Origin of the sequence: Veillonella dispar (genome assembly GCF_937975875.1) — a bacterium.
Classification (GTDB): domain Bacteria; phylum Bacillota; class Negativicutes; order Veillonellales; family Veillonellaceae; genus Veillonella; species Veillonella dispar_B.
This window is the reverse complement of sequence record NZ_CALJSP010000156.1, coordinates 1-13,913: the sequence shown is the minus strand read 5'-3', so window position 1 is coordinate 13,913 and position 13,913 is coordinate 1. Positions and strand designations below refer to the sequence as shown.

General features: G+C 40.4%; 14 protein-coding genes. 12 read left to right on the top strand and 2 right to left on the bottom strand.

Translation table 11 applies throughout. The features are described from left to right. The first annotated feature begins 53 nt into the window (after positions 1–53). The 4 genes from Q7P05_RS07530 to Q7P05_RS07515 all read left to right on the top strand — a co-directional run bounded on the left by Q7P05_RS07530 (position 54) and on the right by Q7P05_RS07515 (position 3,947). A complete protein-coding gene (locus tag Q7P05_RS07530) occupies positions 54–410 on the top strand; it encodes a helix-turn-helix domain-containing protein (RefSeq protein WP_295232501.1) in 357 nt (118 codons plus the stop codon). A 134-nt stretch (positions 411–544) separates the two neighbouring features. Continuing rightward, on the top strand, positions 545–1,246 hold the full coding sequence (locus Q7P05_RS07525) for an MBL fold metallo-hydrolase (RefSeq protein WP_295794534.1): 702 nt from the start codon (positions 545–547) through the stop codon (positions 1,244–1,246). A 155-nt stretch (positions 1,247–1,401) separates the two neighbouring features. Next, positions 1,402–2,637, top strand: coding sequence for a DUF445 family protein (locus Q7P05_RS07520; RefSeq protein ID WP_303931419.1), 1,236 nt, complete (start codon positions 1,402–1,404; stop codon positions 2,635–2,637). Beyond that, positions 2,634–3,947: a DUF445 domain-containing protein gene (locus Q7P05_RS07515; RefSeq protein ID WP_303931417.1), complete on the top strand. Its 1,314-nt coding sequence runs from the start codon at positions 2,634–2,636 to the stop codon at positions 3,945–3,947. The genes Q7P05_RS07520 and Q7P05_RS07515 overlap by 4 nt, the downstream gene beginning before the upstream one ends. Before the next feature lie 69 nt (positions 3,948–4,016). Here Q7P05_RS07515 and Q7P05_RS07510 read toward each other — a convergent pair whose 3' ends face one another. Continuing rightward, entirely contained in the window at positions 4,017–5,432 is a 1,416-nt protein-coding gene (locus Q7P05_RS07510; protein WP_303931415.1) for a HAMP domain-containing sensor histidine kinase, read from the bottom strand. Further along, positions 5,410–6,084, bottom strand: a complete 675-nt coding sequence (locus tag Q7P05_RS07505; protein ID WP_005385087.1) for a response regulator transcription factor — start codon at positions 6,082–6,084, stop codon at positions 5,410–5,412. Before Q7P05_RS07505 ends, Q7P05_RS07510 begins: the two co-directional genes overlap by 23 nt. An 885-nt stretch (positions 6,085–6,969) precedes the next feature. On the opposite strand from Q7P05_RS07505, the gene Q7P05_RS07500 reads away from it, so the two are divergent. From Q7P05_RS07500 to Q7P05_RS07465, 8 genes are all read left to right on the top strand, one after another. Further along, positions 6,970–8,688, top strand: a complete 1,719-nt coding sequence (locus Q7P05_RS07500; protein WP_119207237.1) for an FAD-binding protein — start codon at positions 6,970–6,972, stop codon at positions 8,686–8,688. 1 nt (position 8,689) lies between these two features. After that, positions 8,690–9,652: a succinate dehydrogenase/fumarate reductase iron-sulfur subunit gene (locus tag Q7P05_RS07495; RefSeq protein WP_005385096.1), complete on the top strand. Its 963-nt coding sequence runs from the start codon at positions 8,690–8,692 to the stop codon at positions 9,650–9,652. After that, complete coding sequence (locus Q7P05_RS07490) at positions 9,652–10,527, top strand: CoB--CoM heterodisulfide reductase iron-sulfur subunit B family protein (protein ID WP_005385098.1); 876 nt, start codon at positions 9,652–9,654, stop codon at positions 10,525–10,527. Before Q7P05_RS07495 ends, Q7P05_RS07490 begins: the two co-directional genes overlap by 1 nt. A 368-nt stretch (positions 10,528–10,895) precedes the next feature. After that, a complete protein-coding gene (locus Q7P05_RS07485; RefSeq protein WP_227721527.1) occupies positions 10,896–11,642 on the top strand; it encodes a hypothetical protein in 747 nt (248 codons plus the stop codon). A gap of 343 nt (positions 11,643–11,985) precedes the next feature. Continuing rightward, positions 11,986–12,192 (top strand): DUF1659 domain-containing protein, encoded by a 207-nt coding sequence (locus Q7P05_RS07480; protein ID WP_009352393.1) that lies wholly within the window; start codon positions 11,986–11,988, stop codon positions 12,190–12,192. 236 nt (positions 12,193–12,428) lie between these two features. Beyond that, positions 12,429–12,650, top strand: coding sequence for a DUF2922 domain-containing protein (locus tag Q7P05_RS07475; protein ID WP_009352278.1), 222 nt, complete (start codon positions 12,429–12,431; stop codon positions 12,648–12,650). 161 nt (positions 12,651–12,811) lie between these two features. Further along, positions 12,812–13,399: a DedA family protein gene (locus Q7P05_RS07470; RefSeq protein WP_295868435.1), complete on the top strand. Its 588-nt coding sequence runs from the start codon at positions 12,812–12,814 to the stop codon at positions 13,397–13,399. A gap of 11 nt (positions 13,400–13,410) precedes the next feature. Beyond that, on the top strand, positions 13,411–13,913 hold a 503-nt coding region (locus Q7P05_RS07465; protein WP_303931412.1), incomplete at its 3' end, for a glycosyltransferase family 39 protein.

Here is a 13,913-nt window from a genome sequence, read left to right as displayed (position 1 = left end):
AAATTTGTGTTATGATTTGAACAACGTTCTACACATAGAAAAGGAGAATCACCATGGCAGAGCAACTCGTAAATGTTCATGATTTAGTGGGCCGCTGTCCCTATGCAACGAGCCAAAAGTTATTAGCCGGCAAATGGTCTTTATTGATCATGCACGAATTATCTGAAGGTCCTGTGCGCTTCCGTGAGTTAGAGCGCCGCTTATATCCAATTACGCAAGCCACTCTTACTAGAGCTCTGCGACAAATGGAGGATGACGGTTTAGTTCATCGTGAAGTATATGGTACTATTCCACCTAAGGTAGAATATAGCCTTACCGAAGTGGGGGCAGAGTTTAAAGCGGTTCTCGCATCTCTTGAAAAATGGGGGAACCAATATATCGACTATATGAAAGCCGCTGGCCGCATTTAAGAAGCGACAGCGGCATTTCTGCCCTTATATATGATATAAATAGCCATTTGTTTGTGCCATGTATTAAGAAAAATATGGTATAATAAACAATACGAATGATATAAATTCTCAATAAATGAGAGGTATTGATAATAATGTTGAATGTTACTTTTTTAGCGCATAGTGGCTTTCTTGTAGATGACGGTAAGCGTTGCTATGTGTTTGATTATTATAAAGATCCTAACAATATTGTTTGGCAATTAGCAAAGCGAGGTCGTGAGCTCTGGTTCTTTGTAAGCCATGTTCATGCGGATCATTTTAATCCATCCATTACAGAATTTGATGGTCCTCAAACACGCTACATTTGCCATCAAGATGTGCCATTAGAAGGCAAGGTAAAGAAATGCATTACCATGCGCCCAGGTCATGATGCGACATTAGATGATGTAGGCATTCATATGTATGGTAGTACCGATGAAGGTGGTTCTTTCTACGTAAAGACAAATACAGCTAACATCGATTCTGATTCTATCTTCCACGCCGGTGATCTCAACTGGTGGCACTGGCTTGGTGACACGCCGGAGAATAACGCTGATGCAAAGCGCATGGCATGGCGTGAGTTCAAAGAATTGGATGGTTTGTCTGTCGATGTAGCGATGTTCCCTGTAGATAATCGTTTGGAAGACGCTATGGAGTGGGGCAGCATTGAGTTTTTGCGCCGCGTAGAGGTGAAAAAAGCCTTTATTCCGATGCATCTAAATGGCCCACTATGGACACCATCTGTATATTTTAAAGCTCTCTTTGGCGATGTCCCTGTATGGGAACCTCAAAAAGAAGGCGATGAATGTACATTTTAACTGAAGTGTTAATCGGATGCTCTAGCAGATGATGGATACACATATTAAATATACTTTCACAAGTTGTTGTAGTATGTGAAAGTTCGTGGCCTCTATGGTCGCTACGTTATATGGGGAGAGTCTATATACGTAATTCAGTAAGTTAGGATCAAGTGATGATGAAAACTAAACCAGTGGCAACCACCCTATTGGTTGTCATGGCTATTATATTTTTAATTGCATATCCACAAAGACAGGATACGTTCTGGGCGTTTATCACACATGTCTCTGGGGCAGCCATGATTGGCGGCTTGGCGGACTGGTATGCGGTAACGGCACTCTTTACGAAGCCCTTAGGCATTCCTTTCAAGACCGCCATCTTACCGCGCAGCAAAGAGCGACTCATTCAAATTGGTCGCACCATGCTCAGTGAAGAGTTGTTGCGCGTGCCTCAAATGTACTATGCCATCAAAAAAGAACGGGTTATGGTCCGCATTATTGAATACGGCATGAGCGATGTAGGACAAGACCAAATGCGTGATATTTTGTACGGCGTAGGGAATCAGGTCTTATCCCATATGGATATTGAACCTATGCGTCAGGAAATCAATAAAGCTATATACAAAGGCGTTACAAACTGGAAGGCGACACCGCTCGTTATCTTGTTTGGCCGCTGTATGTTAGAACGCCATACGGCGAGTATTTTCTGGCTTTACTTTAATCGTACTTGTCAGCGCGTCATTGCATCAAATCAGGTATATCCGTACTTGTACCGCGTAATGTTAGACATTATGAAAACCTATACGAAGGATTCCTTCTTCCGTGAATTGGCTATTGCCTTTGGCGGGGATGGGCTTTCACCAGAACGATTGGTAGAAACAGTACAGAAAAAGGCTGTTCAATTCCTTAAGGATAATGAGTCCATCGACTCTGATTTAGGTCGTTACGTATGGGGCCAAGCCATTCGCTTCTTCAATAATTTGGAAACTAATGCGGAGTGGCAAGCTTTTATCGAAGAGCATAAAGATCAATGGATCAAGATGGTTCTTGAAGAATGGGAAGGCAAGCTCATCGATGGTGATACTGTGGACTGGAAACGCCTCATGGACATCGTTATCGGCCGCTTTAATGTGCTCGGTACAGAGATTTTGCTGAACCCAGACAAGCAAGCACCGTTTGAACGGTTCTTCTTGTTACGCAGTATTCCGTGGTTACAAAAATTAAACCCTCTCATCGATAAGGTGGTAGGACAAGAGTTATCTCGATATTCCCCTGATGAAATCACCCAAATTGTACGAGGCAAGATGTACTATGACCTTCAAATGGTTCGTATCAATGGTTCCCTCGTAGGGGCTGTTTTAGGTGGTATATTCTACGGTTTATACCTTTTAGTAGAGGGGGTGCTCAAATGATTCAGTATTTGAAATCCCTCACCTTGCGGCAACGTGCTAATGGTATTCTTGGTTTGACCGCCGTATTATACTGTTTTGTTTTCATAGGTCAATTTTTCTATGGCCGTGAAAGCTGGTATCAGCCGCTTTATTGGGCTGTGCAGTCCGCACTTATCGGTAGTGTGGCGGACTGGTTTGCTGTAACTGCATTATTCCGTAAGCCATTAGGTTTCCCATATCATACAGCATTGATTCCTCGGAATAAGGATCGCCTTATCAACGGTGTTATCAAGCTGGTGGAAACAAAGATGCTTACCAAGGAACGGTGTAAAGTATTGTTGAGCAATGTTCAATTTGTACCATTGTTCGAGAAATTTTTGCTATCTCCAGAAGGGCAGCGGGCAGCGCGCCTTGTGATACATCAAGGTTTACATCTGTTGTGGAAATCTCAAACGAACGAGGAATGGGCACAATGGGGGGCAAAACGCATCCGTGGATTGCTTCAAAAACATTCACTAGTACCGGTTTTGAAACACGTGTTACTCGACTTATGTGAACATAATCGCTATGAAGGTATGGTTGTACAGGTATTGAATGTAATTCAAGAACGTATTAACCATCCAGCTATGGTTACGTGGCTTACAGCGGTTGTAGCAGAAGAGGCGCATAAGAAAAAGCGAAAAGGCTTCTGGTCTGATTTCCTCATCTCTATGTCTGAAGCGACCGATGTGGTGAACTACCATGAACTGGCACAGGCTATCGTTCAAGAGGCCTATGCTATGCTTGAAAATTGGAAGCGTCCGAATAGTCCTGAACGGACTGCATGGCTTCGCCAATGGGTAGACCCAATTCGTCATATAGAAGAGAATCGCGAGGTTTGTGATGCTCTCGATGAAGCGTGGGAACGTTGGATTCGTGAACAAGATTGGGAATCTGTCATTGAAAACCATTTATGCCCTTATGTAGAGGAATTATTACTTGTAGGGGATGAAAATGGGGAAACACCTGCACAAGTTCTCGTGAATATTGCTCTTGAATTGTGGACTGTATATGGCCAATCCGAAGATTTGAGAAATCGTATTGAAAATACATTACACGATATAGGGATCTACGTCCTTGAACAAGGTTATGACCTCATTGAGACTATTATCCGCCAAGTTCTTGGCGGCCTTAGCACAGAGAAGTTTATTTACTTCATCGAATCTAAGGTAGAGGATGACCTCAGCTGGATCCGTATCAATGGTGCCATTGTTGGTGCTATTGCAGGGCTCGTTGTATGGACCTTCCTCGAATATGTGTATATGCCACTATGGCAACAATTCATAGGCTAAACAATTAAATGCTAAATAATTAAGCGCTTCATAATAAAAGGGACTGACCCGTTGGTCAGTCCCTTTAGTTTATTCTTCTGTTCTGTTGTACGGCAATCGTACTGTAAATGTAGTTCTTACTTGTGGCTCGCTTGCGGCTGTTACTGTGCCATGGTGCAAGTTAATTACCTTATTTACAAAGTATAAGCCAAGTCCAATACCGTGATTTGATTTCTTGTTTCGAGATTGCTCTGTTTGGTACATGCGATCCCAAATATGCTCAAGGTTTTCTGGCTCGATACCGATGCCGTTATCTGTTACCGTAATAACAAGTTCACCGCCGGCAAGCTTGGCTGAAATGTCGATGGTGGAATTCGTAAACTTGATAGCATTGTCCACCAAGTTTGTAATGGCACGACGTAAGGACACTTCATGAGCCACGATACTCATATGCGGTTGAATATTGGATGTGATAGAAATCTTTTTTTCTGTATTCTCCGCAACGAGTCGTGTATAGTCATGAACCATATTGGTTAACATCAATGATACATCTACAGGTGCTAAGTTGAGTTCATGCGCATTCTCTAGGCGTGCTACATCGAGCAATTGACTTACGAGGTTAGTCATAAACTTGGCTTGTTCTAAGATATGTGTTAAGCCTTCTCGCAAATCGTCTTCTGTACGGCCGTATTTTAAAGCAAATTCACTTTCTGCTTTAATAACAGCAATTGGTGTACGCAACTCGTGAGATACGTCAGAACTAAACTGTTTCTCCCGATTAGAGGAGTCTTCCAGACCTGAAATCATGCGGTTGAATGTGGTGGTAAGCTCGTAGATTTCATCTCGCGCTGTGCGGGATGGAATATCAATACGGCGGCTCAAGTCATTGTTCTTGCCGATAACCTTAGCTGTTTTCGTCAAGGTTCGGACCGGCTTGAGGCCTTTTTTGATGAATAGATAACCACCTAGTGATGAAATCAACAAGAAGATAACATCACCTAATAATAAACTATATAATAGATTTTCAGTCTTTTTAGAGGCTGTTTTTACCTTTGTAACAGCACGCAAAATACCACGATAGTTTGGTTCGTTAACCGGCGTATCGTAGTAATAGAAGGTGTCGTCACCTACAGCAATTTCTCCAACCTGTCCTAAGGAAAGGACTGTTTGGTTTGGGAAGCCGTCTGGTAAGGCGCCTTTAATAATATAGCCGTCTTGGGTGGAAACAAAGAAGAATGTATTATCTTGGTACGGTTTAAATTTGCGAATATCCGTAGCCATGATCATTGCTTGCTGCTGCAAGCGCTCACGTACTTCTTTGTTATCGGACTCGTGCGTATATGCATAAATCCAGGCAGAGGCAACCATCAAAATGATGAGCAAAAAGATGGTATACCAAGACATAATTTTAAAAGTGAGGGGCAGCCGATTAAATAAATCGGTAGCTGCCCCAGACATGGTGTCTAAATCTCGGTGAGGATCATTAGTTTTCTGTTTTGAGGACATACCCTACTCCACGAACTGTTTGAATGAGTTTTACATTCTCATCAGTATCGATCTTTTTACGTAAATCTTTGATGTATACATCGATAAGATTAGAGTAGCTTTCATAGTCGTATTCCCAAACATGGTCAAGGATTTGTTGACGGGATAATACGATGTTTTCGTTACTTGCTAAATAGAATAAGAGGTCGAATTCTTTAGCAGTCAATGTGATTGTTTCACCATCGCGTTTAACGGTACGTTGTGGCACATTGATTGTAAGCGGACCTACGTGGATATCATTTTGTGCATGGCGCGCATTACGACGAGCCAATGCATAAATACGAGCTGTTAATTCTTCAAGATCGAAAGGTTTTACAAGGTAATCGTCAGCGCCTGTGTTGAGGCCTGTAACTTTATCTTGTAAGGAATCTTTTGCAGTTAAAAGCAATACAGGTGTTGTATTGCCGTCGTTACGCATTTGTGCAAGAGCGCTAATGCCGTCAAGAACTGGCATCATAATATCCATAACGATAACGTCATAGCTGGATGTATTTACATAATCAATAGCTTGTTGACCATTGAAGCATGTGTCAACTGTCATATTCTCTGCACGCAAATATTTGGCGGTAATGCCATTCAGCATTTCTTCGTCTTCTACAAGTAAAATTTTCATTCTCTGTTCTCCTTATGTATGAGTTAAAAATATAGCTCTCCAACTACATTAATATAGTCATTATATATATAAGCTTTCTTTTTTGTGAAAGCCACAACACCATATAAGGGTGACTATATATATAATATTATATAACTTATTTATCTATTATCATACCTTATACAACAGGAATGAGCAAAAGATGAATGTATATGCGAGTTTATAAGCGCCTTCTTCATGTTTTTAAAGCCAAAAGACGGGAAAAACTTGAAACTTAATGAATTCTGCTAATGAATGAAGATGAACTATATCGAAGATTGCCGTATGCGCATAGATAGACCTGATTTTACCAATTTTGGCGAGTGTGAAAGAAATCACTAGAAAAACTTGTGATAATAATTATCAGAGAGATAAATACCAATGATAGTCGTAGAAATTTAATGATTTTCGATGGTTAAAATCGAGGTGGTTTTGGTAGGAATTTAACGGATATTAATTATTATGAATGATTTCGATATTGAATAAACACAGTATTTATAGGGCTAGTTGATGTATTGTAAGAAATAAAAATATACAAAAATTTCGGAACCGAATTACTTTCGTAATATCCTTAACTTCTTGTATGAAATATTCATAAATCTATTTTAAATGTTCATAAGTAAACAAGAAAAACAATAAGTGAAATAGATTATCAGTTAGATTAATCGAAATTAATTATGCATAATAGGGTTTAGACATCATACAAAATGCTCTCTATAATTATAGGTAAAGAAATAAGAAGAATCGCATAAGTATGAGGTTTTTCTTGAAAGAAAAATGATTAGGTTATCAAAAATTTTTATAAGTTTTTGAAATGAGATAGTCTAACAAGTTTTCTTATTAATAGGTAGTTATGAGGAGGTCATTATGGAACAGTTTGATGTTCTAGTAGTAGGTAGCGGTGGTGCTGGTCAACGCGCGGCTCTTGAAGTTGGTCGTCGCAAAGGCTTAAAAGTAGCTCTTATTACTAAAATTTTCCCAACTCGCTCTGCAACAGCAATGGCGCAAGGCGGTGTAAATGCATGTTTGAATAACGTTGCAGCTGAAGATACAATCGAAACTCATACTTTCGATACAGTAAAAGGTTCTGACTATCTTGGCGACCAAGATGCGATTGAATTCTTCTGCTCTCGTTGTCCAGAAGGCGTACTTGAAATGGACCACATGGGGGCTCCATTCTCCCGTACTCAAGAAAACAAAATTGCGCAACGTAACTTCGGTGGTCAATCCTATCCACGTACTTGCTACTCTGCGGATAAAACTGGTCACGTTATTTTGCACACAACTTACGAACAATGCTTGAAAGAAGGCGTACACTTCTTACAAGAATGGTACCTTTTAGATCTTGTTAAATCTGCAGAAGGTCACGTTGGTGGCGCTGTAGTTTGGAACATGAAAGAAGGTCGCGTAGAACAAATTAAAGCTAAAGCTATTATCTTGTCTACTGGTGGTGCAGGCCGTATCTTCTGGACTCGTACTACTAACCCATTCCTTTCCACAGGCGATGGTATGGCAGCAGCGTTCCGCGCTGGTAATGCATTGAAAGATATGGAAATGATTCAATTCCATCCAACTGGTCTTGGTCGTACTGGTATCTTGATGTCCGAAGCGGTTCGTGGTGAAGGTGGTTACCTTCTTAACGCTGAAGGCGAACGTTTCATGAAAAAATATGCGCCTAACAAAATGGAATTAGCATCCCGTGACGTTGTAGCGAAAGCAATCGAAGATGAAATCGCTGCAGGTCGTGGTTTCGGTTCTGGTCTTAACGCATACGTAGTAGCTGACCTTCGTCACTTAGGACCTGAAGTTATCATCGAAAAACTTCATGGTATCCGTGACTTGGCTATGTGCTTCGAACATTGCGATCCATTGACTCAACCAGTACCTATTCGTCCTACATGTCACTATACAATGGGCGGTATCGACGTAGTAGATTACAAAACTTGTGCATGTGAATTGCCTGGTTTGTTCTCCTCCGGCGAAGCTTCTTGTATCTCCATCCATGGTGCTAACCGTTTAGGTGGTAACTCCTTGGCAGACGGCGTAGTATTCGGTAAAGTATCCGGTGCTGGTGCAGCTGACTATGCTGAAACACATGAACAAGTTAACGTAGATGCAGAATTAGCTGCAGCTGCTAAACACTGGGAAGAAAAATTCACTGAAGTAACAACTCGTGAAGGTGGCCGTCCAGTAGTTGAAATCCGCGATGCATTGGCTGATGCAATGTGGAACAAAGTAGGTATCTTCCGTAATGAAGAAGGTATTACTGAAGCATTAAAAGAAATCGATCAATTGATGGAAGATTACAAAACTTGTTATGTAGGTGACCCTGAACGTACTTACAACATGGCATTCGTTAACTATTGTGAAATCGGTTCCATGTTAACAGTAGCTAAAGCTATTGCTATGGGCGCTTTACACCGTCGTGAATCTCGTGGTGCTCATATCCGTGAAGACCATCCAAAACGTAATGATGAAAGATACTTAAAACACTCTTTGATCAAATTGGGTGCTAACGGCGAGTACGAATTGACTGAACGCGACGTAGTGTTCACTAAATACGAACCACAAGAAAGGAAGTACTAAGATGAGACAAATCACCTACCATATTCACCGTTACCAACAAGGTCGCGCGTTTGTACAGACTTTCAAATTCGACTATGAAGCTGACCGTACAATTCTTTGGGGCCTTCAAAAAATTAAAGATACTCAAGATCCAACTTTAACATTCTTGGCAGCTTGCCGTTCCGCAGTTTGCGGCGCTTGCTCCATTCGTGTAAATGGCGAAGCAATGCTTGGTTGCGAAGCTAAAATCGACGAATTAACAGAACGTTATGGTACTGATGAATTGACAATTGCACCTATTGGCAACTTCCGCGTTATCCGTGACTTAGTTGTTGACTGGGAAGCAAAAGTTGATCGTTTGAAAACAGTTGCTCCTTGGATCTTCCTTAAAGCAGAATTCAACGAAGGTGACAAAATCGTTCGCCAAACTCCAGCTGACTTCAAAAAATTCGTTGCTGGTACAGAATGTATCCTTTGTGGTTGCTGCGCATCTGAATGTAACAAATTGACTGCACGTCAAGATGATTTCTTAGAACCATATGTATTCACAAAAGCTAACCGTTTCGTATTGGATAGCCGTGATGATGCACCTATGGCTCACATTCAACCTGCATTCGACAACGGTCTTTGGAAATGTGTTCACTGCATGAACTGTATCTCCCGTTGCCCTAAACACTTAAAACCTGCTCAAGATATTTCCAACTTGCGTAAAGAAGCTACAAAAGCTGGTCTTACTAACAGCAAAGGCGTTCGCCATGCAGTTGCTTTCAAAGACGATCTCTACAAAACTGGTCGCTTGAAAGAAGTTTCTATGAGCTTGAAATCTGATGGTGTTGTTGATTCCGCTAAACAAGCATTCTATGCTTTACGTTTGTGGAAACACAGCAAAATCAATCCATTCGAACTTGTAGTACCTCAAAAACCTGTAAATGGTATTGATGGTGTTCGCAGACTTATGAAAGCAGCTGAGGAGGTAAGCAAATAATGAAATACGCATTTTTCCCAGGTTGCGTTCTTGAAAGCGCTGCCAAAGAAGACTACTTAGCAACAGTTGCTGTAGCTAAAAAATTAGGCATCGAGTTGGAAGAACTTGACGGTTGGACTTGCTGCGGCGCGTCCCACGTTCAAGACATCGCTCCAGAAATTACACTTGCTACAAATGCTCGTAACATTGCATTGGCAGAAGAAAAAGGTTTGAACCTTTTAACTGTATGTAACACTTGTACTTTGATGCTTCGTGAAGCTAAAAACGAGCTTGATAACAACGAAAAAGAAAAGAACGAAGTTAACAAAAAATTAGCTCAAATCGGTAAACAATACCGCGGTACAACTGATATTACTCATTTCTTATGGGTATTGATCCGCGATTACGGTTTGGATAAATTGAAAGCTAAAGTTGTTAAACCTTTAACTGGTTTACGTGTAGCTGAATACTATGGTTGCCATATTCTTCGTCCTCAAACTGAATTGGGCTTCGAAGATTATCAAATGCCTACATCCTTAGCAGATTTGATCTCTGCTATCGGTGCTACACCAATCGACTTCTCTCGTAAACTTGATTGCTGCGGTTTCCATGCTGTATACCCTGCACATGATTCCGTAATGCAAATGACTGGCTCCATCAACAAAGATGCAGCTACAGAAGGCGCAGATTGCGTAGTAACTCCTTGCCCACTTTGCCAAATGCAACTTGATATGTTCCAAAAAGAAGCAAAAGAAGTTGTTGGCGGTGGCAAAGATATGCCAATCTTGCACATGTCCCAATTAGTGGGTCTTGCTCTTGGCATCTCCCCTGAAGAAATGGGCATGCCTAAACGTCACTTAACTGATACTGCAGCAGTGACTAAATTCGTTGGTTAATTCGTTTGATTTAGACATGACCTCAGTTGGTCCTCGTACTGTCTTAAATCTAAACCTATTATCATAATTACCAGAAGAACCCCCTAGCTTAGGCTAGGGGGTTTTTCTTTTGATATCAGGTCATAATTGTAGTATAATAAAAACATTAATTGTATACACTTATATGAGTAACAACTAATGTGTTGTTACTTTTAATTAATTATAGAGATATATAATCTATTTGAATAAGAATGGATATGAACAAATATGAGGCTATGTGTAATGAGTGCACTTACTTAGCCTAGATGGAGAGTTTTGTATTCAATAATTTAGATTCTGTATAAATGGGAGTATTAGTGTTGTAGAGTATTATACAAGTGGAGGCCATAATGAATGATATGTTATTAGAATATATCGATCGCATGATTGATCAAGAGAAAGACCATCGTGTTTTTCCTGTAGAGTTTAACGATAAAACCTATTATGTAAAGCAAGATATCAGTAATCGCCGCTCTAGTTGGATTAAACCATCTCCTAGAGCTGCCTTTGATTATGAGTTCTATAAAATATCCTTTATAAATACACAGCTACCTGTAGCGCCTGTAATTGCTGGATTTAGAGAGCATTATTTCGTTACAGAAGGGTCTGGTAAAACATTAACCTATTATAGCGAATTGCCGGCTCAACATCCTGATGATGATAGCTTACAAGATATGGTGACTCATATCTTCTATATCTTTGGTAAAACATTGGGACAACTCCATGACTATGGTTTATCTCATGGGCGCCCTGCCATGAGAGATATTACCTATGATCCTGATACAGATAAGATTACTTTGTTAGATTGGGAAAATGGCCGTCGTTGGCCTGAATTAACAGCGCAAGGTTGGGATTTGCTGATCTTCGTTCACAGCTACTTGCGTGAAGATAATTTGCCGATTTCTTACCTATATGCCATGATGAATGGTTATAGCTCTGCTCGTACGGCTCGAGATACTGTATTACATGTGAAAGATGTTTTACGTAAACACGAATGTCTCTTTAAATTCTGTCGTATGTTAAATCCATTACACTTTGTGGATACAGAAGCAGCCGTTAAAGCCTATGACTTTATGTTGGCATTGAAAACTGAATAGTGTTGAACTTAAGCGGTTTAACATACCAGTACTATTTTTAATGGCGCTTTATAGTACTCATAGATCTTATAGACCTTTACGGTTCCTATATATAACTAGGAATTGGTAAAGGTCTTTTTGTATTTATAAGAACCTTATTGTTTTAATACTGCTAGAAGTTTAATGAAATCTATATAGTTACTTTTGAAGTTATATAGTTGGTATAAGAAGTATATAGTTACTGCCATAAGTACAGAGTTAGAGCCGTAGTTCCCAGACTTTCACAATGATTACCGTAATTATTCTAGAGGGGGTTGTCGAGAGGGAACCTCAGGAATATAAGAGGGTGAAAGGAGGTGATACGATGGCTAACATTAAACGCACAAAATTGGTATTGCGCTTTAACATCGGCACCGAAGATGCGCCGAAGTACAAAGACGTAACCTATACTCGTGTTGCAGAAGAAGCGTCCGACGATAATGTGAAAACCGTTGGTAATGCGCTGGCAGCCTTGTATGACCACAGCTTGTCCGACGTGGTCCGCGTCAATGAAGTATCCTTAGGACATTAATCAAGATGATTAAATTACTTTTGTAGGTGATCCAAACACATCCTTATTGCTGATTTTATATACCTATAAATAGTCGTAACAAGGTATAAAAATCGCAAGTCCACACATTCCCATCCTTATTGATATGAATCGTAGATAGACATATTTGATCTTAGAGGAACTATATAATTCCAACGATTGCCTCGTTCTATCTAGATTTGAGAACTTGTTTATGAAACGTGAAAGGAGGCGCCCACATGGCGGAAAAACGCGTTGTATATCTTACATTTTCTACGGTCGGTGGTAAAAGCACATCAGTCACAATTAGTGCTCCTCGTGCTGGAATTACTTTACAAGATGCTAAAACAGCGGCTAACGCGCTAGTAGCTAACAAAGTAATTCTTGGTTCTGGTGATGCAGAACTAGCTGCATTTACTACGGCTCGTGAAGTAACAACTCAAACTACTGAATTGCAATAATCGTATACAGTTAAATAGTAAAAAGGCTTTCACCTGTGGTGAGGGCCTTTTTATTATGGTAAAATATAAGGTATACCGAATAGGTATGATAACAATGAAAATGCTATGTGCAAAATTTTGTACATATGGAACCCATATGGGAATTTAAAAGGGGTAAAACAGTGGAATATATTATTTCGTTCATGGAAACGTATGGCTATGCAGCCATGTTTATTGCAATGGTTCTGGAAAATGCCAACATTCCTATTCCTAGTGAAATCGTTCTTGGCTTTGCAGGGTATCTAATCGCTCAAGGCATATTTGATCTACATACGACTATGGTTGTAGGTATTTTAGCAGGGATCGTGGGCTCTATTTTATCCTACTGGATGGGTGAGTACGGCGGACGTCCGCTCCTTTTGAAATACGGTAAATACATATTCTTTAATGAACATAAATTTGAGCTAGCTGAAAAGATGTTTAATAAATATGGTGGCGCAGCGGTATTCTTTGGTCGTTTGTTGCCAGGTGTTCGTACGTTCATTTCCTTCCCAGCTGGTATGGCTCGTTATCCTATGTGGCATTTTGTCATTTGGACAGTACTCGGTACGATTCCTTGGACAATCCTTCTCGTTTATTTAGGAAAAGTGCTTGGTGAAAATTGGAAGGATCTAATCCAATACAATCATGAGTTCTTGATTATTATGATCGTTGTATTCGTTATTATAGCTGCTGTGTTGGGCTTTAAATACTATCGCAATCGCCGATAAGGAGGCCCTTTATGAAACTTTCACGATTAACACCAGTCGTATTCATTGTATGGCTCGTTTTTTATTTGTTTGGCAATAATATGTTGCCTGTTACCGATCCTGTTGAATCTAACTATGCGTTAACTGCTAAGGAAATGGTTCTCTCCGGAGATTGGTTGTCGCCTCAAATTTACGGCACCTATTGGTACGATAAACCGATTATGATTTATTGGCTCATTGCCCTTGGGTTTAAAATCTTTGGTATTGCCGATTGGGTGGTTCGTTTACCAAGTGCTATCTTTGGCGCTTTATCTGTAGCGACTATGTATCAATCGACGCGTACTATGAGCGGCAAGTGGGCCCTCGGCTTAATTGCGGCCGGTGTTCTTGGTACATCCCTCATGTTCTGGACCGTAGCTCATGGCGTTATTACGGACATGGTGCTACTTTATACGACGATCATGGTCATGATTTATTCCTATAAGGGGATGGTGGAACAGAAACCACATGCTATGATTGTGGCCTATATCTTTGC